The organism is Pseudoalteromonas sp. OF7H-1, from assembly GCF_022347825.1.
GTDB lineage: Bacteria > Pseudomonadota > Gammaproteobacteria > Enterobacterales > Alteromonadaceae > Pseudoalteromonas > Pseudoalteromonas maricaloris.
The window spans coordinates 202,655-227,569 of record NZ_JAKRFX010000007.1 but is presented as its reverse complement, the minus strand read 5'-3'; the positions used below and the strand labels follow the sequence as shown (position 1 = coordinate 227,569).

Sequence of the window (24,915 nt, the reverse complement as noted above, 5' to 3'; positions counted from 1 at the left end):
GCATAGAGTAAAAAATATCCATATTTTTTTTCACTTTTGCTTTACAAGCGAATTATTTCTGATAATAATGACAGCGTTGTCATAATGGTAATAACCTAATGTTGTGTATCCCAATTAGGTTCGATCTGACCTTGCTTTGATTGCACGCGAGGCAAGGCTCAGATCCCATTTTATTCTAATCATCTCAACATTTGGTTAATCGTATGCAAGTAGTCATTTTAAAAGACGCTGCCGAAGTGGCAGCATATGGTGCAGACATTTTTACAACGCAATTAAAGCGTAAAGCTAACTCTGTGTTGGGATTAGCGACGGGTTCAACACCGGTCGCTTTGTATCAAGAATTAATTAAGCGTAACCAAGCGAACGAAATCAGTTTTGCTGAAGTTACCAGCTTTAACCTAGATGAATATTTAGGCCTAGATGGCTCGCACCCACAAAGTTATCGTTACTTTATGCAGCAGCAGCTGTTTGACCATATCAACATTGATAAAAGTAACACGCACGTACCGCCGGGTGATGCAAAAAATCCAATTACGGCGTGCGGCGAGTATGAAGCGCGTATTAAATCGGCTGGTGGTATTGATGTACAGCTGTTAGGTATTGGCAGAAATGGCCATATTGGCTTTAACGAGCCGTCTTCTGGCTTAACGTCACGCACTCGGGTTAAAACCCTAACGAAAGCGACGATTGATGATAATGCTCGTTTTTTTAAGGCTGATGAGTACCAACCTCACTTGTCAATCACAATGGGTATTGGCACGATTTTAGACGCTAAAAAAGTCGTGTTATTAGCGACGGGTGAAAATAAAGCCGATGCTGTTGTTGCTATGGTGGAAGGCCCGTTAACTGCGGCGTGTCCTGCTTCGGCACTACAAATGCATCGTGATGCTGTAATCGTCATCGATGAAGCTGCGGCATCTAAGCTAAAAGATATTGAATTTTATAAGCATATTGAAAACGAAAATCAAAAGCTGTTGGACTATCTTGCCTCTCTGTAGTGTGAAATCACACTGTAGTTTTCAAAAGCCCATTTATGGGCTTTTTTTTTGCCTGTACCTTTGTGCTATGGTAGTTTTAAGGTCTCGCCGAGGTGGATAAAATGTTCCAGAACACGAAGGAATAGGGGCTTGCTGTATTACACGCAAATGACGTTGGACAGAGCATCTAACGAAAGAAAAGATCAAAACTGGTTATTATCTCAAATGGGTGACAATAGTCGCTGGTTATTAATTCAAGACGACGCTAATTTAGTGCGTGCCCGAGATAATGAATTACATTATCTTTCTCGCAGAGAAGTCGCTGATTTAGCGCTCCAAGACGCGATATTCTTAGGCCGTGACGAAGCGCACAGCTATTTTGCGCTTGACGTCTCTAAACAACGAGACAAGCTTTCTTTTATTGACTCCGAGTCAGAATTCATCGACATGCGCCAAGTGGGTCGTAACTTACCAAAGCAACAAGGCTCAATTGGCGTGCTTGCACGAGGCTTATGCTACTGGCATAAAACCCATTGTTTTTGTGGACGTTGTGGGCAACCCAATAAAATGGTTGAAGCAGGTCATGCAAGACGTTGTGTTAACCCTGAATGTCGCCATATGACGTTTCCACGTACAGATCCAGCCGTTATCATGCTTGTCACTCATGTTTTCCCTGATGGCGTTGAACGCTGCTTGTTGGGCCGTCAGGCTGTTTGGCCAGAAGGTGTATTTTCGACTCTGGCTGGGTTTGTTGACCCCGGCGAGTCGTTAGAGCAAGCAGTTATAAGGGAAGTGATGGAAGAGGCGGGTGTTGAAGCATACGACGCCACTTATATTGCCTCACAGCCTTGGCCGTTCCCGTCATCACTTATGCTTGGGTTTATCGCGAAGGCGAAAACCACGGAGATTTTTGTCGAGCAAGATGAGCTTGAGCAAGCTAAATGGTTTTCACGGGCGGAGCTTAATACATTTTCAGAGTGGGGCGATACAAAGCCCGGCTATAAACTTACCAGAGAAGACTCTATCTCCAGATATTTAGTTGAATACTGGCGTGCACAATCAGAAGAGTAATTATGAAAAAGCATACTAAAATCGTTGCTGCTGGAAGAAAAGCAGAATATACCAAAGGGGTAGTAAACCCAGTTGTTCAGCGCGCCTCTACCGTAGTTTTTGAGAGCGTTGCCGAAATGCAAGGAGCGATAAAAGGACGTGGACATCGCACTTTGTTTTACGGCCGCCGTGGCACCAATACCCATTTCGCCTTGCAAGATGCCATTACAGAGCTTGAAAATGGTGCAGGTTGCGCCTTATATCCGTCTGGTGCTGCTGCTATCGCACAGTCACTACTGTCATTTTTAAAAGCAGGCGATCACTTGCTGATGGTGGATACTGCCTATGAACCAACCAGAGATTTGTGCGATAAGCTGTTAAAAGGCTATGGTATCGAAACCACTTATTATGACCCTATGGTTGGCGCTGGTATTGACGCGTTAATTCAAGACAATACCAAAGTGTTGTTCTTAGAGTCTCCAGGTTCAATCACCATGGAAGTTCAAGATGTGCCAGCGATGGTTGAAGTTGCAAAGCGCCGTGGCGTTATCACTATGCTTGATAATACGTGGGGTAATGGCTGGCAGTTTCGTCCGCTCGATCATGGTGTTGATATCAGCATTCAAGCCGCAACCAAGTATATTGTTGGGCATTCGGATGTCATGATGGGGGTTGCCGTTGCAAACGAGCGTTATTGGCCTGAGCTTAGAGAGCACTCGTATTTACTTGGTCAATGTACCTCTGCAGATGATGCTTATTTAGCACTACGTGGGTTACGTACTATGCCTGCGAGGTTAAAACAACACGAACAGTCGGCAATGACGGTGGCGAAATGGCTCGAAGCGCATCCGCTCGTGGACCACGTTAGACACCCTGCTTTTGAGACTTGCCCCGGTCATGAATTCTTCAAGCGAGACTTTGATGGCAGTAATGGTTTGTTTTCAATCGTAATGAAAGAAGGTAGCCAAAAGGCGATTAACCGCTTCTTAGATGCTTTATCCCATTTTAAAATGGGTTTTTCATGGGGCGGCTATGAAAGTTTAGTTACAGCCAATAAAACCATGGAGCACTTGCGATCAACCACAGGTTGGGCATTGGGCCCCGTGATCCGCCTTCACATAGGTCTTGAAGACGTAGAAGACTTGATAGAAGATTTAGAACACGCACTTAAGGTCTACGAACAAAACCTCGGTAAATCTTAAAACCTCGATCAGTATGGGGTGCTTCATTTTATATGAGGTACCTCGGATTTATTGAGCCACAATAGCTGTTGGATCAAGACTGAAAACTGTAGAGAACAATACCAGTTTGGCGCAGTTTAAGCGTAAAGCACAGGGAACCTTTAGAGGGAGGTTATGTCTAATAGCGACGTCATGAAAGTATTGCAAACTGAATTCAAGGAAAGGTGATGAAGTTAAACAGACTGATTATGTTACCGATAATCTCACTCAGCGCTTGTGTAGTAATGCCTGTGCAAGATACTGCTCACACCAACAAGTGCGAGATTTCATCGGATAGAAAAACCCTAAAGATAGTCGATGTTGCAGATGAAACCAATACCTATTATTCCGTGAGTGGAATTATATTAACGCCGATACTCGTTCCTACTACTGCTATTATTTCGGGAACTTATGTGCTGGCAAATAATGCCTATCGTCTTGGGGAAGAGACGATAAAATGCGATAATAAATCTTAAAACAACTACTGACTTGTATAATTGTTGCGTCGTGTGTTGGTTTAAGCACAGCGCAACGCTCCAAAACCACTTGTGCGAGCTACTTGGTTTGCTGAATTTTTATTAAGTATCTAGCCCTCAGATATCTCCTTTTTACAACTGTTTTCTAATGCATTGAAAAAATATAGATATTTTAATGCTTTTAAGTTGTTTACGTTTAGTTTTTCCCATTCAGAGCGAACGTCCATATATGTCACTTATTTTCCTCTCAAATAGGCTAACGCGTTAAGTGCAATTTTTTGTGTGCTGATAGCCACATTTCGTTGGTTGGCAAGGAAGGTTAAAAACTGTGTAACCTCTTCCGTTCCCATTGTCTCAGGGTGTTGTGGTGAAAGTTAATGAATGCCTTAATCCAATATAGGTAGGTTTTTTCTGTACTAATGCTGTAACCACGCATACGCATTTCTTCCTGAAGACCTTTCAGAAATGGGCTTTTTAGACTCATGATAACTGCTTACCTTATGTGGCTGTATATATACAGTGTTATCTGAAGTTCTCGGATATCAAGGAAAATAATGAAAAAATTTTTGCGCGTTTACGCATGAATAAATTAAAAATGTTATTTTTTATCAATAGGTTATTTGTTTTTGATTTGAGGTAATAGGTTTGGGAAACGCGCATGCGCATTTTTCCAGATGGTATATTTAGAAGAATGCTGATAAGTTCTTTACATACTGATAGTTAACTGTGCGCGTTTTCATTGGTCCAACGAGGTAAACGCGCATGCGCACGAATAAAATGTTATAACCACAGTACGGAGAGACATTAGCCTATGGAAATACGATTTGACTTGAGAGAACTTGACGGGCTAGAGGTCTCGCAAGAAAAGCTTGACCTGCTGCGTGCTTCGATGGGCCTGGCTGATACAGATGATCTCGCTCCACGCTTAACCAATTTGGCCCACGCAGGACTAATCGAGTATCTAGAAATGCTAGCTGGAAAAGGAATGCCTAACCGAGCGGACGAAGCGAAGCAAGATCGCCTCCTCTATATAATAAAGAAAGTATTTTCTCCTCGTCTCCCTAGTGAAGATGATATTTCTATCATGTTCCAATTGACTACAACTCAATCTAAAACTCTTCTGCGAAATACTCTTTCTAGGTATAGAACTAAGCTGCATGAAGAGCTCCACCAAACTTTAGAGGAAATATACCGATCGGCTGAGGTTAGTGGTGAAGGCTATGATGTGACAATATTGTCGGATGTCTTCGTCGAGCATTTAAACCTTATCGTTGCCAAAGAAGGGGCTGGTTATAATCCCATAAGAAAAAGATCAGTAGGTTCAAGAAAGTATTTCATTGCTTCTGACACCCACACCGCCCTAGGGAATCATTTTGGAAACTAGCCTACCAAACATCATATCTGCTTTAAGTGTTCTCTTTGGTGTTGCGGTTTTCCATATGGGCGCGAATGCAAATAAAGTGAAAGAAGCGCTTGCAATTGATAAGCCGCCTAGGGAACAAGTTACTACTCTTAAAAAGCAGCGATCTACAATAGCAACGACTATCTTGCTGAGCAGTATGCCTAACTTTGCGATGCTAGGTGCAATTTCGTTCGTAATGCTTCCTCAAGCGGTGAAGCATATAAGTACAACGAAACTTAGTTTGATCAACTTTGATTTTATGATAACGCTTTACCAGTTAATCTGGATCATAGTAGCTTTTTACACGATGGCTTCGATGGTGAATATAATAAAACTGGTTAATAAATGGTTAGAATTTGGCAAGGTATAACAATACGCGTCAGCCAGACAGTTTGTTCCGTGGCTCTTTTTGTGCTGGTCGCAACGCTAGCAATAAAAGGCCACTCCACAAACTGCCGCTGCGCTTTGCGTTAGCTGTACAGCAGCATGAGCTTCCAGATAAGTATCTTTAAATGAAGAAGGATTTATGAACACTAAGGTTGATATCACGCTTGTTATATATGGATTGGCACTTTTCTCTGGTATTTCTTACTTGTGGGGCTTCTGGATTAACTTTGATATTAACATTCTCTCATATGTAGCACTAACTGATATCGTCAAAGCGTCAGTTTATCCAGCCTTGCCTGCAATCGGAGTACTTGCTTTTTATTCTGCTATGGATGGCTACAATGCGATGTCGAAGAAGAAGCACGATGAGATGGTTGCAGAGGGTGGCGTTTTTAAAGGATTTACTTATTTTGTTAAGTTCTATGCTGTTGTAATGAAGCAAATCGCTGACACCCACCACTAATTTAAGCAAATCGCTGACACCCACCACTAATTTGCACCTTCCTAAAATACCGCCTAAGCTTTAACTCTGCACTCAAAGGATTGAGGAAAATAAACTATGGCAACTGCCCGTAAAAAACAAATCAGTTTAACCGACACCAAATATTATCACTGTATCTCCCGCTGTGTAAGGCGCGCGTTTCTGTGCGGTGAAGATAAATTTACGGGAAAATCATATGAACACCGTCGTGATTGGGTTGAAGAAAAGCTATTGATGTTGGTGTCTGTGTTTTGTATTGATGTTTGTGCTTACGCCGTGATGAGTAATCACACTCACATTGTTTTATATGTTGATGATAAAAAGGCTAAGCGTCTGTCGGATAAAGCAGTTGTGATACGGTGGCACAAGTTGTTTAAGGGCAATTGGATAAGCCAAAAGTATATTGAAGATGAGCCACTCCGTGAGTCGGAGCAATTGATACTCGACGAGCATGTCGCCAAGTACAGAGAAAGACTCGCAGATATTAGCTGGTTTATGCGGGTACTTAACGAAGACATCGCTCGCCGAGCAAATAAAGAAGATAATTGTACAGGTCGGTTTTGGGAAGGTCGATTTAAATCCCAAGCATTATTGGACGAGGCTGCATTGGCTGCTTGTCTAGCCTACGTAGATCTAAACCCCATTAGAGCCAAAATCGCAGCAACACCTGAAACCTCAGACTACACCAGCATCAAAAAACGAATCGACCACGCTAAGCTGGGAAAACAACCAAAAAGCCTATTACGCTTTGCTGGTAGCCCACGAAAACACATGCCAAAAGGCCTACCTTTTGAACTCAAATCCTATATTGAATTAGTTGAACTCACCGGCCAGTGCATTCGCGCCGACAAACGAGGCTATATTAACGAAGCACAACCCATACTCACTCGACTAAATATCGAACCGGAGAACTGGATAAAACTCACTACGCAGTTTTCACGGGTATTTCACGGTGCCGTTGGCCGAGAGCGAACAATAACCGCTTACTGCGAAACACTTCAAAAACGACGACGGACGAACCGAACAAACTGCGAGCGCTTGTTGGCTTAGCAAAACTCACATTCTCAACGCTAGAGTTTCTTTCTGTTGTATTTGCAGCGCCTTGTCGTGCGTGATAATCCTGTTTTAGTGTAGAGATACGCTTGAGTGCTAAAAAATAACCTATCGATGAACGTTTTTGAACAAAGTGATTGAAGTATTTTCATACTTTTTTACTTGGCCTCCTCAGATCGGGTATTAATAGTAGTGGGTGTCAGGGATTTGCTAAAAAAATTTTGCGCGTTTACGCATGAATAAATTAAAAATGTTATTTTTTATCAATAGGTTATTTATTTTTGATTTGAGATAATAGGTTTGGGAAACGCGCATGCGCATTTTTCCAGATGGTATATTTAGCAGAATGCTGATAAGTTCTTTGCATACTGATAGTTAACTGTGCGCGTTTTCATTGGTCCAATGAGGTAACCGCGCATGCGCACGAATAAAATGTTAGATGCAAATGAGAGTTTTATGACTGATCGTGCAGAACGATATAAAAAATTCGACGAGTTTTACGAAGATTCAAAAGACCTATTCGAGGCGTATTCGAAGGCCTCTGAGAGTAGTGTTCGTTTGGATGGCTTGTATTCTTTCTACGTCAGTCCGGGTGGAAGGCATGGCGGGCTGAACAAGAAAATCGTAGACGTGTTCTATGGCAAACGACCATTTGATTCAACAACAACAATGGGAACCAACTTCCAAAAGATCGAAAAATTGGAAACAGCACATGGGGCCACACTTTCGTATCAGCGAACGGATGATGGGCAAGTATTATGTACACTGAGCCCGGCAGCCTCGGAGAATTTCCATCACCCTGAAGACTTTATTCTTCTGAGTAAGATTAAAAATCCGACTGAGCTTAAGCGCAAATCAAAGTGGCATTGGGAAATGTTTCAGGCCTATATGGAGTCAACATGCTTGGATGGTAGGCCGAGCGTCTTTCAAAAGCTGGCGGTATTTTACCTTCGTAATTTCAAAGAATACGTCGCAAACAAAACGCTACATAAGAGAAGGGCGACCGTATTTTTCAGAGAAATAGCTAAATACACAGCAACAGTCGGGTTAAGTGGATTTATTATTCTGATAGTTACTTGGTCTAAAGACTCTGTTGAGAGCAGCCAAGCCGCTGAAAGACACCTTGAGTTATTAAACGCCTATTCGCACATCGATGATAATGTACGAGCAATAGCTAGTTATTCCGAGGCGATTGAAAAAAGCATTGTCGGGCTTGATAAGAGAACAAATGATAATCTGGAGTCACTTACATCTGCTATCTTTGAAAGTGCTTTAAAAATCGAAAGTTCGATAGATAACCTTAGAGAGAAGAATGAGGCAGAGGCTATGAAGGACAAGGGTGACGATGCTCAAACTGAAGGCAAATAGTCTGTCAGCATCTAACAATTTGCTGCACACGGACAAATTGGTCGCTGTGCTCCCATTTTCCGGTGAGCAAGGCGTTAACCCATAGAAATTTTTATGCGAAATTCGCCTAATACAGCCGACGACCTAAAACATTTCTGTCCAAATACGAGTTGGATGAGCACCCGTTATCGTTATTGGATTTAAGATATGAAGTTGAACGGCTGAGTTTGGCACTTATGCGAAAGTCGGATTTGATTAAGCCCTGACAGATAAAGCTTAGACTTATTCACCTCAAGACTGTTTATCTTCAAAATAAAAATGAGGAATTCGGATCAAGCCAAGGCTTGATCCGGTTTTCGCTTAGTGTTGTGGCTGTGGTGGGAAGTTAGCCAGCAACTCCGAAATGGTTTTGTTAATTGATGCTGTTCTTTGATCTGGTGATTGGTTGCTACGTAAGCGGCCTTCTTTTGCACCACGCCAAACTAGCTGGTTAGACGCTTTGTCTATCATATCGAGTACTAGCGTACCTACTTCATATTCACGTGTTGTGGTCTGTGTTTGCCAACCAATACCCCAGTAGTTCCAACGCGCGCCATACGTGGTGTGAAGCGAGTCAGATTCAATTTTTGTATCAACTGATGCGTGATAGTTAACCAGTAAGTCGGCCGATTGCGGATCGGTGAGGGTGAAACCTTGTTTGCTCATTTCGTTTTGAATTGCACTGCGGATCCGCTTTTCCATTAAGTCATTGACCTGGTATTCACGACCATTATTTTTTAGGTCCGCTTCGGGTGACCAAGCATAGGTTTTGTAGTTAGCGAATTGTACAGACTTATCATAATCCCAATCAGGGGTTTTGGCGCAGGCCGCTAACATCAGCACCAAAGTGGCGATAACAATATTCTTAAACATGTGTCTTTACTCCTTAGTCGGATGTTTGCTCTACCTTAACGTGTTAAGGCGTTAAATGGTAGAGACAAGCATCCTTTAATAATTGTGTCTAAGACATTAACTTGGGATTAATGTTCCACTTCTATCCAGTCTTTTTCATCCACCCAGTTTTGGCTACCTTGTGCGACACTGCGGATCGGCACCAAGTAGTCACAGCTGATCTGTGGTTTCACCGATGCAAAAATTGGTACAAACCCAAAGCTTAGTGCGGTTTCGATAATAGCCTTTTGGTTTTGTGGGTCGATATCTGCAGCTTCATCGATGTAAATTGGGATACGATACATTGCTTGCTCTTGATCAGATAGCAGATAGCGGATAAATAGCATGCCACATAAAAGCTTGATGGTGATCCGCGTACCGTTAGAGCCAGCCGAGTCAATTTTATCAAAGTGCTCAGTGTCACCTGCGCGGTTGACCACTTCAAAGCGAATGTCGAAGAGATCGGTTAACGTCAATCCCGCTTTATCACTTGCTAGTTTGATGATGTGATCTTTTGCCTCATTAACAGACTTTTCTGAACTAGGCTGCTCGCTCAGTAAGTCTAAGCTTTCGCCTTTTTCATATAAATCTGAAGTGCTGATAATGGTATCTATGCTATCAACTAGCATCTTACGAGGGATGACATTGATTTTGAATGCCTGCAAGTTAGAGATACGATGCTGGCTTATGCCTTTGTTAAAGCTGTTCATCTCTCGGCGTAAGCGGTCTAAGTCTTGACGCAGTCCTTTAATGGTTGCGGCCACCTCAGTGAGCGCCACTCGTGCTTGTTTATCGACGGCATCTCGTTCGTTATCCAAGTTGTGATACGCGCTGATCAGCTTTTGATACTTAATAGTAACGTCTGACTCGTTTTCAAACTTAGTGATCCCTGCGTTGTAGATATGCAAGTAGGTATTACGCACATTAACGTCTAAGTTTCTAAGCTCATTACAGTCTTTATTAAACTGGTGGATCACTTCAGAGAGGTTATCAAAATCTAGGTTAATTTCGATTTCGTAAGGTGCCAGCTTACCCGAATATAGGTCTAGTGTGTGGTCGATACGTTCTGACTTCACTTGCTTTAGGCGGTCGGCTTGGCGCACCAATAAGTCTTGCTTGCTTTTAATGATAGAACGGCGGTCTGAAATCGAACCAGCATTACGTTGAATATCATGCAAATATTCATCAACTTGCTCTCGTTCCATCTCTAGCTGCTCTTTTAGTGCTTGTTGAGCATCAACGGATTGCAACATGGTTTGATATTGCTCAAAGCGTTTCATGGCCGCTTCTGTTGCCATGAGTTCATCATAAAGCGCATCACGTTCTTTTTGCTTTTCAGCGACGTTTGCAGCTACTTCACGCTGCTGTTTTAAGTCGTTAAGCGACTGTTGTAGTGACTCCAGCTGTGCTTGCAATTGGGCTTTGTTCTCACCGCTTTGCATTTGTACTGGACTCAGCTTTTTCAACTTAACGGTAGCACCAGGCACCTTAAGCTCACCACCTTGAACTGACTTAGATAGCGACTCCAAAAATGCGCCAAAGGCATCTTCGTCGGTGATATCAATTTCACCCTGAGAAGTGGTTGAAAATGATAATAGATCTGGATTCAAGATCCGTGAGATTTCTTCCACTTCTTTTAAAGAAAGATCTTCACGCATACGAGTAAACAGGTTGAACTCAAGGTTCTTGAGTTGCAGTTTTAAACTCTTAATCTGCTTTTGCGTTTCGTTGATGCGAAAATCAAGGGTATGGAGACTTTGCCCCTGTGCACTATTAATAGAGAAGGAAAGTTGCTCATATTCCTTTTTCAACAGCGTTAAATTGGTTTTAAGCGTTGCATGATTAGTTAGTTCAAATTCACGCTTTAACGCGTGGAAATCGGTAAACCATTGCTCGATTTGGGTTTGCTTACGCTCGATATCGCGAGACTGTTGGACGTACAGCTGCTGCTTAGACTCAAATTCGCGCTTTTCGGCTTCGATGTCTTCTAGCTGTGTTGCCAGCTCTGCAATTTGCTCGTTGTGATAGTTATCATATTCAACCAAAGCTAAATCGAGTTTCGGGGCGTAAGCCGCCAGTTTACCTTTTAATACGGCTTCATTTTCAAGCATTTTCTCAAGGGCTGAAATTGGCTCTTGCATCGACTCCAGCGCATTCAGCTCACGGCGCGCACGGTTGACCTTATCAAAAGCGCGACGCCAGACTTCATAAAAGTCGACTTTCGAGTTCGACATATGGCGTTCGAACACCTTGAGCATAAAGCGCTTTACGTCCTGTGCGCCGAGTTTGTGCAGATTCAGAATACGACGGAATATTTCTTTGTATACAGGCGCATCTTGGACATTATTCAGTGGGATCATCTTCAGGTTGATATCACCATCAAATGGGGTGGCGCCACCTGTGAGCAAGGCATTAAGTTCTTGTGCTTTTAGCTCTACAGGCTTAAGTTGTTTTTCCTGTAAGTGATTAAATAGCTTAGTGTACTTGATGATACTTTTACCTTGAGTGTAATCATCAAGATTCAGTTTGCCTTGATAGCAAAAAAACTGGTGCGCGTAACCGGCGATTTTACCCAGCCCCGCAACGCCAATGACCACATCGCCGTGGGGGAGGTTGGCTTCCAGCAAAATATAGGATTGATCAGAAGAGAAGTAAAACTTACGCGTTTCTTCTAAATCGTGACCATCCCATTCAGTCAGTCTTAAATCGTTGATCAGTGGAAACTGCAGCGCATTGATCACCGAGCTTTTACCAGTGTTATTCGGAGCGCAGATAGACGCGCTTTTATCCAGAGGAATGACACACTTAGCGTATCCGGCGGTATTTAATAATGCTAGTTTACTTAAGCCGTACAACTGCTCGCTCATAGCTCGTCCTCAATATCATATTGTTCTTCGTTTACTTCCATTAGCGCGTCAATGTAGCGATAAATCGGTGCAAGTAGCATGAAGCCTTGCTCAACCTCACGGGCTAGACCCAGTCTCACCATACGTAAAAACACGTCTTTTCTGAGATCAGAGCCCGAAAATATTTCCAACTGGTCAAAAAGATGCTTATTGAGCTGTACTATGGTTTGCATTAGCTCTAAATCGCAGCTTTCATCAAATAGTACGCGAAGCGGATCTTTACCTTGGTTGGCATAGTGCTCAATCAAAATATAAATGGTTAGGGCAATCGCGCGGGAAATTTTCCCCATATTTGGCGTGCTTTCATCGCTTGCCAAATAGTAAAAGCCACGGGCATCGTGCTGTAAGTCATGGCCTAAAGCTGAAAATAGCGCTTGATAGCTATCAATTTGCTGATCTAATTCTTGCCAAAGGGTAGTGTCTTGCTCACTGATATGATACCCGCTCACCAGTTTTTTATTAATGGCTTGGAGTTCATTGAGCATGTCTAAGTTAATTGTCGTCATAATGCTAATCTTGTTTTGCTTTGGCACTAAATGGATATAAAGAGAAGGTATGCGATGCGATAGTGATCTTACTCTTTTGTTGCTCTTGGCTAAGTGCCAAGTCAGATTCGTTGATCAGCTTTTGATAAAGAAACAGCATTTCGTCTGCTTCGAGATCTGGGTAGCTATCGCTTAAAAAGCCCAATAGTGCCTGGCGCTTTTTACCGGTTTGTTGAAATCTCGTTTTTACCGAGTTGTAATCTGGAATGTTAGGGCTTTGATAAGCTGGCACATCGTCGTGATCGGGCAGCTGATATTCTTCATGCTCAAACTCAACGAGACTTGCCATATAAGCGACCATGTGACGCTTTTGCCCGAGGTTGAAACGTTGAATGTCTGACACAAATTCTGGTTGAACTGGTGAGAGTAAACGGTCAACGCCGCGCTTTCTAATTTGTCCAAGGACTTTAGAGGCTTGGCGTGTAATGAGTGTATTGCGGCGTAGCTCTTCTCTTAACGGCATAAGTAGGTCGGCGCTGCGGCTTAGACTTTCTCTACCAATGAGGTGCATATCTAAAATGCGTGTTCTGAGCTGCTCCAGCATACGCTTGTCTGCAGCACCACGGCCTAATTGTTCAATCTCGTCAATCTGTTCACTGACCTGAAGCTCTATTTGATCAAAGCAGCGTTGGAAAGGGCCATGAATATCGACCATTTCCAGCATAGGTTCGATATATTCGTCAAACGCTTCCAATACTGCTTTATATCTCATGCCAAGAGAAAGCGTTGAGGTGTCAGACTTTGCTTGTTCAACCAAGTTCATGATAGCGCTTTCGTTATGCTCGAACAGCTTAACAATTTTACGAACGCGTTCGTCCATAATGCGGCTAAAACGGCGTAGCTCAGAGTAGTCAGCCTCTTCACCGGCTTGTGCGATGCGATTACCTAATCTTTCTAAGTCTTTTACCAGCACTGTGATCTCTTCCGCTAAACCAAGGCTCTCTTCTTGTAAAAGAAAGCTGGCGAAGTCAGCGATGGCACGGTTGATTTCTAACTGTGAAGATTTAGCTAAAGGGATAATAATTTCTTGTTGGAGTAATCGATTGGTTTCTTTATAAATTCGTTCACTCGACCAGCTAGGGTTTTTCTGTTTTAGGATGTTTTGTACATCTTTTAGACTGAAATCTGCGAGCTTAAATCGTTTAAAAAGTAGCTCGAGTACGCTCCAGTGTTCATTTATCGTATTTAATAATTTTTTTGCTGGGATCATAACTTTCCAGTGTGTAGTAGCTAAGTTACATCGCTACTTCATCAATTTGTCACAAAATGTTTATCGTACGTAGCATGGGGACTGTGATGGTGCTAGAATCCGCCGCGAAAACGAACCCACCCCTTGTTACATTTAATTACAGGTTGTTTACGCATTATGGTCACGCCCATTATTCTAACCCTGATCGCCATCGCTTTTATACTCATCGTTATAGAAGATATTATTCACGTAAACAAGGCCAAAACAACGCTTTTTTTTGGTACTTTATGTTGGATTATCGCCTTTATCTCTCCAATTCATGGTCAAAGCCCAGAAATTGTACAAATTGAGCTAGACCATAACATTTTGGAAATCGCGACGCTTTGGCTGTTCTTAATGGCTGCCATGACGTTTGTGGCCTATTTGAACTCAAAAGGGTTTATCCAAAATATTGTTCACCGGATCATGCCAACCCATATTAGCGAACGCAAGCTAATGTTTTTGGTCGGTGCTTTTGCATTCGTATTTTCGTCAATATCGGATAACATCACCGCGACGCTTATTTCATTAGCTGTAGTCATGTCTTTGAAATTAGACCCGAAAAAGCTAATTAGATATGCGACGTTAATCATCTTCAGTGTTAACTCCGGTGGGGTATCATTGATCACCGGTGATGTAACCACCTTGATGATATTTCTAGCCGATAAAGTGACTATCCCTGATCTGCTTTTACTAATAGCCCCCTCTATTTTTAGCGTATTTATCTTAGCTGCGATGCTGTCAATCGGCATGAATGATAAGATCACCTTTGAAAAGGCTGAATTACGCAGAATTGAAAAGACTGATATCACCATTGCGCTTATCTTTTTATCAACCATTTTTGCCACGTTATTCTTAAGCGTGCAATACCATGTACCGCCGATGCTAACTTTCTTATTTGGCTTGTCTTTGATGTTCTTAATGGCGCAATTCTTGATGCGCAAGAAAGACGTTAATAAGAAAATCATCGACTATATCCGTGAAATTGAATACGACACCTTATTGTTCTTTGTGGGTGTGCTGTTATTAGTTGGTGCGTTGAAAGAGGTCGGTGTACTGTCTAAGTTTACCGATTTATATCTGCATCTTGCGCCGGAATACGCAAATTACTTGGTCGGTTTAATGAGTGCGGCGGTAGATAACGTGCCGTTGACGGCGGCGCTATTAAAAGCAGACATTACGATGACTCCAGCGCAATGGCTAACCTTTACTTATGCGACTGGCGTTGGTGGCTCTATGCTTATCATTGGTTCTGCAGCGGGGATCATTGCAATGAGCAAGGTTAAAGCCTTAACTTTCTCAAGCTATCTTAAAATGAGTATCTACCTGCTTATCGCATATACCATTGGATATAGTGGTGCGTATTTCGCGGGTCAGCTTATTTAAGACCAATGGATTTAATTTTTTACCGCTTTGGAATAAGTTTTTCATAAATAACTTGACACCTAGACGGCTAAAAGATAATTTTCTTACATCGCCCGCATTGATTGCGGGCTTTTATTTTGTTTTTATTCAGATTAACAAAGGCAAAATAAACAGAAGAGGCGCGATGCTTAGGTAGTTAGTGTGAGGTGACGAGACCAATGACCACTAGTGAGGGAAGTATTCGCCGAGGAGAAAAGTTGCTCGTCGCAACGATTCTTCGGTTTACGAGGCTGAATCCTCGGAACTGTCACCGTATTGGTGGAGAGCTTCTGGCAAAGGTCATTTCAAGCGTTCGTCTTTCTAGAAATCCCATGCCGAGTTCTCCTTATAAAATTTGACTGTGCCAACAGTCGAGAGGAGAGAAAATGAATTCGCAGTATGTTGTAGCCAAATTTGGCGGTACCAGTGTCGCTGACTTTGAAGCTATGTCTCGTTGTGCCCACATTGTTCGTGACAACCCAAATGTTCGAGTGGTGGTTGTGAGTGCATGTGCTGGCGTAACCAATCACCTGGTGACGCTAACCCAACAAAAGGAAGATGAAGCCGGGCGCAAAGCAGTTGTTGCAGCGGTTGAAAACATACAGCAAGCGATTATCGATCAAGTGTCTTTGGATGCTGATCTTGCAGAGGGTTACAAGCAAACTTTCAGTGAATTTGAAAGCCTTGCGAGTTTACCTGCACTTAGCAGACAGCAATGCGATGAAATGTTGAGCTTTGGCGAACGTTTTTCTTCTTATTTGTTTACCCAAATACTACGTAATAATCAGGTTCAGGCGTCGCGCTTTGATGTGCGTAAAGTGCTTAAAACAGATAATCAATTTGGAAAAGCGAATCCAAATGTTGCAGCTACGCGTGAAGCTGCGCAAACCAATTTGGTCGCGCTACTTGGCGACACAGTGCAGGTGACGCAAGGGTTTATTGGTAGTGACCAATACGGCCAGACGACCACGCTTGGTCGTGGCGGTTCTGATTATAGTGCTGCATTGTTAGCAGAGGCAATTGACGCGTCAAGTGTGCATATTTGGACCGATGTTGTTGGTATTTTCAGTACCGATCCGCGTTTGTGTGTAAAGGCTAGACCTATTCCTCGTTTGAGTTTTGATGAAGCGGCCGAAATGGCGACATTTGGTGCCAAGGTGTTACATCCCGCAACCATATTGCCAGCGAGTCGTAAAGGTATTTCAGTATTTGTTGGTTCAAGTCGTGATCCGCAAGCGGGTGGCACTTGGATTGAAAAAGAGAAAACGGCGCAAGCAGGCATTCGTGCAGTGACACAACGTAAAAACCAAATACTATTGACGTTAAAGAGCCCTGAAATGCTTCTTGCTAGCGGCTTTTTGGCTCGTATCTTCACCATTTTAAGCAATTACAATATATCGGTTGACTTGGTAACGACTTCGGAAATTAGTGTTGCACTTACGCTGGATAATGCGCCGAATGCTTCTCGACCAGAGCTAGAACAAGCTTGTTTGGATGAACTTGGCGAGTTTTGTCATGTGACCGTTGAAAATAATCTTACTTTGGTGGCCATGATAGGTTCTGAGATCCAGTTGAAGAAGTGCCAACTTAACCTGATGGATGTGTTGTCAGAGTTTAATATTCGATTGATATGCCATGGTGCGAGCAAGCACAATCTGTGCTTTTTAGTTGAGCAGCAGGAGTCAGATCAGGTCGTGCAGTCAATTCATGCTAAATTACTAGAGGTTGCATAAGTGAATTTATTGCCCATTCGGAACTAATAAAAAAGTTGCATTATTGAGTGATGGGTGGCACTTTGTTTATAACGGTTAGGGTCTGCTGACCATCAAGTTTGTTTTTCCCTAGGAGTGCCATCATGAATTATAAAGACGTCTACGAATTCTGGTTTGTTGAATGCACTGAATCAGATTGGTGGAAGAAGTCTGCGGACTTTGATCGCATAATAAAAAATCGCTTCGGTATTTTGCACCAAATGGCGCACCAAGGTGAGCTTTCGAGCTGGAGAGCAACACCACTTGGCGCGCTGTGCGAAATCATTATCTTAGATCAGTTTTCACGCAATATATTCAGAGACACTCCAGAGGCGTTTGCCAGTGATCCTTTGGCGCTGAGCCTCACCCAACACGCCATCGAAAAGGGCTATCACCGCCAGCTCAATGATACTGAATTGATGTTTTTATACCTACCTATGATGCATAGCGAAAGTCGCATCATCCATCGTGCCGCTGATCATTATTTTCGCGACCTGCCCAATTATGATTTTGAAGTCGCGCATAAAAAAATTATCGATAGATTTGGCCGATATCCCCATCGAAACGAAATACTCAATCGCGATTCAACAGAAGAAGAAATGGACTTTCTAGAGACGCCCAACTCGAGTTTCTGAGGCACGGCTCGAACCTCTCGCATTTTTAGCGGAAGTACGTATAATCGGCCGTCTACAAAAATAATGATTGATTACAGACATGGCTCATACGCGCGATGGATTTCAAAGCCGACTTGGCTTTGTGTTAGCAGCAGCTGGTGCGGCTGTTGGACTTGGTAATATTTGGGGATTTCCCACACAAGCTGCAAACCACGGTGGCGGTGCATTTTTACTGGTTTATTTTGCGGTAATTTTCTTACTCGCATTACCTGCACTTTACACAGAATTGTACTTAGGCCATCAGGCACAAGCAAATCCAGTTAAAGCACTTAAGACAGCCTGGCGTGAAGGTAATCCGAAAATAGGAGCCGCGGCGGGGTATATCGGCCTTGCTGGTGCTATCGTGATGCTCAGCTTTTATTCCATTGTGGCTGGATGGATGCTGTCTCATGCACTTGATCCTCTTGCGCAAATGGCTGAACTAGATGCTGCACATCAGTTTCTTAGCGGTGACTCAATGCTGAGAAACTTTATCTTTACGCCATTGATGTTAATTTTGACTGCGAGCATTATTCTTAAAGGCGTAAAATCAGGCATAGAAGCTTGGTCGCGCAGACTTATGCCGTTGTTACTGGTATTACTGCTCTGTCTTATTGGTTATATGGCGACATTAGACGGCGCAGCAGAAGGGTTTAGAACGTATTTAGTTCCGGACTTTTCAAAAATTAGCGATCCTGATTTGATCATCGCGGCGATGGGGCAGGCGTTCTTTTCGTTGTCGTTGGGTGTGGGCTGCATGATGATTTATGGCTCGTACTTAAAACCGAATGAAAATCTACCTAAGCTTACGTTTAGTGTTGCAATGCTAGACACTAGTGTCGCATTTTTGGCCGGTTTACTTATTATCCCTGCAATATTCGTTGCGCAGCAAAATGGTGTTCAAGTATTTCAAGACGGCAAATTAATCGGTGAAGGCCGGTTGATTTTTGCCATTTTACCCGAGCTATTTGCCAATATGGGGGAAATGGGATTATTAGTTAGCCTGACTTTCTTTGTGCTTATGTCTATTGCGTCGGTAACTTCTACCATTTCTTCAACAGAAATTCCGGTATCGTTCTTGGTGGAAAACCATGGCTTTAAACGTAAACAAGCGACTTGGTTGGTTACGCTAGTTATCTTTTTAGCATCGAGCACGATTATTCTAAACTTTGATTGGCTGTTCGAATTGGTGATCAGTCTATTCACGCAATATCAGCTACCATTGATGGGGCTGTTCTACTTTATTACTGTTGGTTGGGTTTGGAAGCGCGGTAATCAGCTCCACTTAGAATCCCGTGGTGCACATTACTGGTTTGCTCAGTACGTTAGATTTGTTTGCCCAATCTTAATGACCGCGGTATTTATTAACGTTGCACTGGCAAAATAGTGATCATTTATTTTCAAAAACGGGAAGCATAGGCTTCCCGTTTTTATTTTGATAACAAGACTCAGAAATCACGAGGGGAAACGAACTCCCCAGCTTGAATGCTCTCGTAAGTTCGTTGCGCCAATGAATCTAAGTTGGCTAAATCTTTTCCCATTGAAGCCAGTTGGTTTGTCACTGGAATAATATCGATATCTTCAACCCCAGAAAGTTGAGCCACTCTGGCAAAAGTATATGCGTGCTTATACTTTTCGTGTTTGTAGAAAATACTGACTAAAGATGAATAGACTTCTGGGTTAGGGGTATGGCCTCTCTTGTTTAGCTCTAATACGCGGTAGAGAATATCAACGGTTTTATCATCATCTACTTTGGCGTAAAACTCTGCGAGGAAAAGCTGAATTTCGGGATCGTTCTGAACTCTAGGGTCATCCTGCATGTTCAAAAGCTTGTTCATTGCTGTGCGATCACTGTTACGAGACCAATGATAATAAAGTAGACCTGGGTGGTTACTGCCTTTTGTTTCGTTATAAATACGTGTCATTTCTTTTAGTGCAGTGAGATGACCTTCCACTCGTGAAGTGGTTTTTTCCTTTAACTTGATGTGCTCAATTTTGGCGGCGCGAGAAACACATAGGTTGTAGCTTTCTAAATTCTGCAACAAGTCATATTTGTTTTCGTCCGTCGGTGACTTGTATTCGTGATAGCGCGCGTAGATAAGCGACGCACGTTCGTCTTTACAGTGACTGTCTTTATTTAAGTCTTCACAAAAACCAGGCGTTTCGCTACACACTTGGTTCAAGGTTAGGGTGTCGTCGCAACCAGCAAGTAGTAACGCTGCAAAAACTAGCGACTTTTTAAACGCCATAGTTTGACCTCAATGATTTTTTATAATTATAGGGGGTTACGCCCGAATAAACAGGGTAGAGCTAATAGTTTACTAGTTTAACGCAATGAATTGTTCGGTAACAGTGGAGAATCACGGCAGTTTAAATTAGAATAGCCGTGCCCATTCGGGCTATCCGTTCAAAGAAAATTGTTTATTAGGCAGAAAAAATGACCTTATCTCACGAGCAAGAATATCAAAACAGCTGGCAAGAGCGTCAAGATTATGCAGAAAGCATGCAACCCCTAATCGGTCGTCTATACCGTAACAAAGGCGTTGAAATCTCTGTATACGGTCGTCCTCTTGTAAGCGCAAGCACCATTGATGTTATCAAAGCACACAAAACAGTAGCACGTTTTGAAGAGCGTAAACTACGTCTCCGTGAAAGCTTTCCATTCTTAGAAGTGATCAGCAAAATGGAATTAGCGCCAGGTCGTGTTGACCTTGGTAAGCTAGCTTATGCCTACATTTATAAAAATGCAGGTGAAGGCCGCTCAATCGAAGAGTTTTTAAATGCAGAACTTGCAGAATTACTAAACCAAGGCACACGTCCAGAACCTCGTGACGTCGTTCTTTATGGTTTTGGTCGCATTGGCCGTTTATTAGCACGCCTACTTATCGAACGTGGCGGCTCTCACGCTGATTTACGCCTACGTGCAATCGTTGTTCGCGGTGGCCGCGATGGTGATCTTGAGAAACGTGCAAGTTTATTGCGCCGTGACTCAATTCATGGTCCTTTCAATGGTTCAATCACAGTAGACCATGAAAAAGGTGCGATTAAAGCAAACGGTAACTACATTCAAGTTATCTACGCAAACTCACCTGAAGAAGTGGATTACACAAAATACGGTATTGAAAACGCACTTATCGTAGATAATACAGGTGTTTGGAAAGACGAAGATGGCTTAGGTAAACACCTTAAGTCAATCGGTGCGTCTAAAGTATTACTTACAGCGCCTGCTAAAGGCGACATCAAAAACATCGTTTATGGTGTTAACAACTCAGACATTCAGTCTGAAGACAAGATTGTGTCTGCAGCAAGCTGTACAACTAACGCAATCACACCGGTATTAAAAGCACTTAACGACAAGTTTGGTATTAAAAATGGTCATGTTGAAACGGTTCACTCTTACACCAATGACCAAAACTTGATCGACAACTACCACAAAGCTGAGCGTCGTGGTCGTAGTGCAGCATTGAACATGGTTATTACTTCAACCGGTGCTGCGAAAGCGGTTGCTAAAGCACTGCCAGAGCTTGCTGGTAAACTAACTGGTAACGCAATCCGTGTACCAACACCAAACGTATCAATGGCAATTCTTAACCTAAATCTAGGTAAAGAAACAACTGCTGAAGAGCTAAATGAATTCCTTCGTGAGTCTTCACTTTACTCTGAACTACGTGACCAGATTGACTACACTGCATCAACAGAGATCGTGTCTACTGACCTTGTGGGTAGCCGTTATGCAGGTGTGGTTGACTCAAAAGCAACTATCGTTGATGGCGACCGTGTAGTACTTTACGTATGGTACGATAACGAGTTTGGTTACAGCTGTCAGGTTGTACGTGTAATGCAAGACATGGCGGAAGTAAAATTCCCGAGCCTACCTCGCTAACACGAAATTTACGATAAAAAGCCAGCACCAGCTGGCTTTTTTAGTTTTTGAAACAAATTGGTTGTGGTAGGCTTGCAAAGATAGGTCAGCTACAATTAGCTAACAAAAAGTTACACCTCAACTTTGTGCAAAGACAGGCATAGTATTACCTCTCTTTGAGGTTTAATATAATTCTCGACTGAAGCATAGTTGAGTATGGTAACAGTGTATTTACACAGCAGTTTTTAACTTATTTAGGGAAACCTATGCGCATTACGAGTAATTTCGATAGTGGTAATATCAAGGTGGTAAAAGCAGAATCACCTGCAGATATTCAACTAGAAATCAATAAAGACAATGAGTCTGACTTTTTTCAATGGTTTCACTTTAGACTTGAGTCTACGCCTTTTTTAGAGCACAAAATTCATATCAATCAACTACTAAACTCAGCCTATCCAGAAGGTTGGGATGACTATCATGCGGTTGCATCTTATGATCGTCAAACTTGGTTCCGTGTGCCAACCCGTTATGAGAATGGCACGTTAACTATCGATTTTGAGCCTGAATGTGCTCACACCTACTTTGCTTATTTTGCGCCTTATAGTTATGAGCGCCATTTAGACCTAGTCTACTGGGCTCAAGCCCATGATGCGTGCGTTGTAGAGACGCTAGGTCAAACGCTTGATGGCCGTGATATGAGCTTACTCACTATTGGTGAGCCGTCAGATGAGAAGAAAAAGATTTGGATCACGGCGCGCCAGCACCCAGGTGAAACGATGGCAGAATGGTTTGTTGAAGGTTTGCTTCACAAACTATTGGATGACGAAGATCCACATGCCGCTGCACTGTTATCGAAAGCGGTATTTTATGTCGTGCCAAATATGAATCCGGACGGCAGCGTTCGTGGTCATCTGCGTACAAATGCAAAAGGCGTTAACCTTAACCGTGAATGGCAAGCTCCAACACTTGAGAACTCACCTGAAGTTTATTATGTATTAAACAAAATGCATGAAACTGGGTTGGATATGTATCTCGATATTCATGGTGATGAAGCACTACCGTATAACTTCGTTGCGGGCAGTGAAGGTATTCCGAGCTATGATGAGCGTCTACAGCGTTTGGAAGAATCTTTCAAAGCGGCACTGTTAACTATTACACCTGAGTTCCAAGATGAATTTGGTTACGATAAAGATGCACCGGGTGAAGCAAACCTTACCGTTGCTTCGTGTGCAGTTGGTGAAGCGTTCAAAGCGTTGGCTTATACCGTTGAAATGCCGTTTAAGGATAATGCAAATCTGCCGGATCCTTACTTCGGCTGGTCAGACCGACGTTCATATCAGTTTGGTCAAGACACCTTAGCTGCAATCTTAAATGTGGTTGACGACTTAAGATAAGCTTAAAGACGGGTAATCACCATATTGATTACCCGTTTATTTTTGTGCGTTTAAAAGAACAACAAAATAATATTTAAAAATAATAAGGTAGAGCACCTCGACAGGGTGTAATAACAACAATAAAGGGGAATATTCGTGGATGTGTTAGGCAGCTTATTAGATAGCTTAGATGGAATGTTAGGTGGTTCACCTTGGTTCCCGTATGTTCTGTTAGGGGTAGGTTTGTTTTTTACAATCTACTTGAAATTTCCACAGATCAGATATTTCAAACATGCGTGTAAAGTCGTTACTGGTAAATATGATAAAAAAGGCCTAGAAGGCGATACCACTCACTTCCAAGCACTCGCAACGGCACTTTCTGGCACAGTTGGTACTGGTAATATTGGTGGGGTGGCGCTGGCAATTTCAATCGGTGGGCCGGCAGCATTATTTTGGATGTGGATGACTGCTTTTTTTGGTATGACAACCAAATTTGTGGAAGTCACATTATCGCATAAATATCGTGTACAAACAGATGATGGCACCATGGCCGGTGGTCCTATGTATTATATGGATCGCCGCCTAAACATGAAATGGTTAGCGGTATTATTTGCAATTGCTACTGTGATTAGCTCATTTGGTACAGGTAGCTTGCCGCAGATCAACAACATTGCTCAAGGCATGGAAGCGACCTTTGGTTTTGCACCGATGGCGACAGGCGCTGTGCTTTCAGTTTTACTTGCGCTTGTTATACTTGGTGGTATCAAGCGCATTGCTGCTATCACTTCTCGCGTTGTGCCATTAATGGCCGCGATTTATATTCTTGGTTCTTTTGCCGTTATCTTCTACAACGTTGATAATATCGTTCCTTCTTTCCTTTCTGTATTTACAGATGCTTTCACGGGTTCTGCGGCAGCGGGTGGTTTCTTAGGGGCTTCTTTTGCTTATGCATTTAACCGTGGGGTGAACCGAGGTCTGTTTTCTAACGAAGCGGGTCAAGGTTCAGCACCAATCGCGCACGCCTCGGCAAAAGCCGATGAACCAGTGTCTGAAGGTATGGTTTCCATTCTTGAACCGTTTATTGACACAATCATTATCTGTACCTTGACGGGATTGGTTATTTTGTCATCGGGTGTGTGGACCGAAAAGTTCGAAACCCATTTCGAGCGCTCGTCTATGGTTATCTTAGACGGTAAATATGACGAATCGAATCAACAAGACCGAGATGCATTGTACGCCTACTTGAATGGTAAAAAAGAGCATACTGTCAAACCTTTCAATGGTGAGATTGAAGTTGTACAGGGTAAAGCGGTAACGGAAAACTTTACCGTGATCCACTCGCGTTCTATTGGTGAGCAAGTACGTTTTGGTATTACAGAGCGTCACAAGTACACAGGAACGGTCGAAGTGAAAGACGGCTTGCCAACAGACAATAGCATCAGCGTGATTGGTTACTCTTTAGTGCATTCGGCAGAGCTAACAACCAAAGCATTTACGCGAGGTTATTTGGGCGAAAATGGTAAATACATCGTTTCGATTGGTTTGTTGTTATTCGCGTTTTCTACGGCAATTGCATGGTCATACTATGGCGACCGCGCGATGATTTATCTTCTTGGTAGTCGTTCGGTTATGCCGTATCGCGTATTCTATGTTGCAGGCTTCTTCTGGGCGTCGTTTGCTGATACGACACTAGTGTGGAAGTTGGCTGCAGTAGCCATCGTAGTGATGACGTTACCTAACTTGTTTGGTATTTTACTACTCAGAAAAGAAATGAAATCTTCGGTTAAAGAATACTGGGAAGATTTCAACAAAGAACACAAACAGTGAGCGAATTTTAATTAAAATTATCTTGTCATGTAAGGACAAGAGT

At 42.7% G+C, this 24,915-nt stretch carries 21 protein-coding genes, 1 pseudogene and 1 riboswitch; of the genes and pseudogenes, 16 read left to right on the top strand and 6 right to left on the bottom strand.

The genetic code is table 11. The features are described from left to right. The first annotated feature begins 203 nt into the window (after nt 1-203). From nagB to MHN30_RS11180, 4 genes are all read left to right on the top strand, one after another. Nucleotides 204-998 (top strand): glucosamine-6-phosphate deaminase, encoded by a 795-nt coding sequence (gene nagB / locus MHN30_RS11195; RefSeq protein WP_045988699.1) that lies wholly within the window; start codon nt 204-206, stop codon nt 996-998. Nucleotides 999-1,145: 147 nt separating this feature from the next. Continuing rightward, entirely contained in the window at nt 1,146-2,048 is a 903-nt protein-coding gene (gene nudC / locus MHN30_RS11190; protein ID WP_239359640.1) for an NAD(+) diphosphatase, read from the top strand. Nucleotides 2,049-2,050: 2 nt separating this feature from the next. Further along, nucleotides 2,051-3,229 carry a cystathionine beta-lyase gene (locus MHN30_RS11185; RefSeq protein ID WP_239359611.1) on the top strand — a complete coding sequence of 393 codons (1,179 nt, stop codon included), beginning with the start codon at nt 2,051-2,053 and terminating at the stop codon, nt 3,227-3,229. A 206-nt stretch (nt 3,230-3,435) separates the two neighbouring features. Then, nucleotides 3,436-3,723: a hypothetical protein gene (locus MHN30_RS11180; RefSeq protein ID WP_239359610.1), complete on the top strand. Its 288-nt coding sequence runs from the start codon at nt 3,436-3,438 to the stop codon at nt 3,721-3,723. A gap of 248 nt (nt 3,724-3,971) precedes the next feature. Here the strand turns inward: MHN30_RS11180 and MHN30_RS11175 are convergent. Beyond that, nucleotides 3,972-4,207: pseudogene (locus MHN30_RS11175) on the bottom strand (site-specific integrase); the annotation flags it as partial. Between the two features lie 327 nt (nt 4,208-4,534). On the opposite strand from MHN30_RS11175, the gene MHN30_RS11170 reads away from it, so the two are divergent. From MHN30_RS11170 to MHN30_RS11150, 5 genes are all read left to right on the top strand, one after another. Next, complete coding sequence (locus MHN30_RS11170) at nt 4,535-5,107, top strand: hypothetical protein (RefSeq protein ID WP_239359609.1); 573 nt, start codon at nt 4,535-4,537, stop codon at nt 5,105-5,107. After that, nucleotides 5,097-5,495, top strand: coding sequence for a hypothetical protein (locus MHN30_RS11165; RefSeq protein WP_239359608.1), 399 nt, complete (start codon nt 5,097-5,099; stop codon nt 5,493-5,495). The genes MHN30_RS11170 and MHN30_RS11165 overlap by 11 nt, the downstream gene beginning before the upstream one ends. Before the next feature lie 156 nt (nt 5,496-5,651). Further along, entirely contained in the window at nt 5,652-5,975 is a 324-nt protein-coding gene (locus MHN30_RS11160; protein WP_239359607.1) for a hypothetical protein, read from the top strand. Nucleotides 5,976-6,071: 96 nt separating this feature from the next. Then, on the top strand, nt 6,072-7,043 hold the full coding sequence (locus MHN30_RS11155) for a transposase (protein WP_239359606.1): 972 nt from the start codon (nt 6,072-6,074) through the stop codon (nt 7,041-7,043). Between the two features lie 459 nt (nt 7,044-7,502). Then, nucleotides 7,503-8,414, top strand: a complete 912-nt coding sequence (locus tag MHN30_RS11150; protein WP_130163856.1) for a hypothetical protein — start codon at nt 7,503-7,505, stop codon at nt 8,412-8,414. A 339-nt stretch (nt 8,415-8,753) separates the two neighbouring features. Here the strand turns inward: MHN30_RS11150 and MHN30_RS11145 are convergent, their stop codons facing one another. The 4 genes from MHN30_RS11145 to MHN30_RS11130 form a co-directional block, all read right to left on the bottom strand. Then, the gene (locus MHN30_RS11145; RefSeq protein WP_010371911.1) at nt 8,754-9,305 is read right to left on the bottom strand and encodes a DUF4136 domain-containing protein; all 552 of its coding nucleotides are present in this window, start codon (nt 9,303-9,305) and stop codon (nt 8,754-8,756) included. A gap of 107 nt (nt 9,306-9,412) precedes the next feature. Further along, the gene (locus tag MHN30_RS11140; protein WP_222243129.1) at nt 9,413-12,190 is read right to left on the bottom strand and encodes an ATPase; all 2,778 of its coding nucleotides are present in this window, start codon (nt 12,188-12,190) and stop codon (nt 9,413-9,415) included. Further along, nucleotides 12,187-12,735, bottom strand: coding sequence for a hypothetical protein (locus MHN30_RS11135; RefSeq protein WP_010371906.1), 549 nt, complete (start codon nt 12,733-12,735; stop codon nt 12,187-12,189). Before MHN30_RS11135 ends, MHN30_RS11140 begins: the two co-directional genes overlap by 4 nt. A 4-nt stretch (nt 12,736-12,739) precedes the next feature. Continuing rightward, nucleotides 12,740-13,984, bottom strand: coding sequence for a hypothetical protein (locus MHN30_RS11130; protein ID WP_010604512.1), 1,245 nt, complete (start codon nt 13,982-13,984; stop codon nt 12,740-12,742). Nucleotides 13,985-14,140: 156 nt separating this feature from the next. Between MHN30_RS11130 and nhaD the strand changes: the two genes are divergently transcribed. The 4 genes from nhaD to MHN30_RS11110 all read left to right on the top strand — a co-directional run bounded on the left by nhaD (nt 14,141) and on the right by MHN30_RS11110 (nt 19,197). Continuing rightward, the gene (nhaD, locus tag MHN30_RS11125; RefSeq protein ID WP_010371900.1) at nt 14,141-15,388 is read left to right on the top strand and encodes a sodium:proton antiporter NhaD; all 1,248 of its coding nucleotides are present in this window, start codon (nt 14,141-14,143) and stop codon (nt 15,386-15,388) included. A 145-nt stretch (nt 15,389-15,533) separates the two neighbouring features. Continuing rightward, nucleotides 15,534-15,704, top strand: a riboswitch (Lysine riboswitch). A gap of 88 nt (nt 15,705-15,792) precedes the next feature. After that, nucleotides 15,793-17,139 carry a lysine-sensitive aspartokinase 3 gene (lysC, locus tag MHN30_RS11120; RefSeq protein WP_017219273.1) on the top strand — a complete coding sequence of 449 codons (1,347 nt, stop codon included), beginning with the start codon at nt 15,793-15,795 and terminating at the stop codon, nt 17,137-17,139. Between the two features lie 122 nt (nt 17,140-17,261). Beyond that, entirely contained in the window at nt 17,262-17,792 is a 531-nt protein-coding gene (locus MHN30_RS11115) for a DUF924 family protein (RefSeq protein ID WP_010604514.1), read from the top strand. Between the two features lie 79 nt (nt 17,793-17,871). After that, the gene (locus MHN30_RS11110; protein ID WP_239359605.1) at nt 17,872-19,197 is read left to right on the top strand and encodes a sodium-dependent transporter; all 1,326 of its coding nucleotides are present in this window, start codon (nt 17,872-17,874) and stop codon (nt 19,195-19,197) included. Between the two features lie 61 nt (nt 19,198-19,258). Here the strand turns inward: MHN30_RS11110 and MHN30_RS11105 are convergent, their stop codons facing one another. Next, the gene (locus MHN30_RS11105) at nt 19,259-20,059 is read right to left on the bottom strand and encodes a DUF2989 domain-containing protein (protein WP_239359604.1); all 801 of its coding nucleotides are present in this window, start codon (nt 20,057-20,059) and stop codon (nt 19,259-19,261) included. Between the two features lie 188 nt (nt 20,060-20,247). Between MHN30_RS11105 and MHN30_RS11100 the strand changes: the two genes are divergently transcribed. From MHN30_RS11100 to MHN30_RS11090, 3 genes are all read left to right on the top strand, one after another. Further along, a complete protein-coding gene (locus MHN30_RS11100; RefSeq protein ID WP_045988707.1) occupies nt 20,248-21,693 on the top strand; it encodes a glyceraldehyde-3-phosphate dehydrogenase in 1,446 nt (481 codons plus the stop codon). Nucleotides 21,694-21,938: 245 nt separating this feature from the next. Further along, nucleotides 21,939-23,066 carry a M14-type cytosolic carboxypeptidase gene (locus MHN30_RS11095; protein ID WP_239359602.1) on the top strand — a complete coding sequence of 376 codons (1,128 nt, stop codon included), beginning with the start codon at nt 21,939-21,941 and terminating at the stop codon, nt 23,064-23,066. 135 nt (nt 23,067-23,201) lie between these two features. Continuing rightward, a complete protein-coding gene (locus MHN30_RS11090; RefSeq protein WP_239359600.1) occupies nt 23,202-24,872 on the top strand; it encodes an AGCS family amino acid carrier protein in 1,671 nt (556 codons plus the stop codon). Nucleotides 24,873-24,915 lie beyond the last annotated feature (43 nt).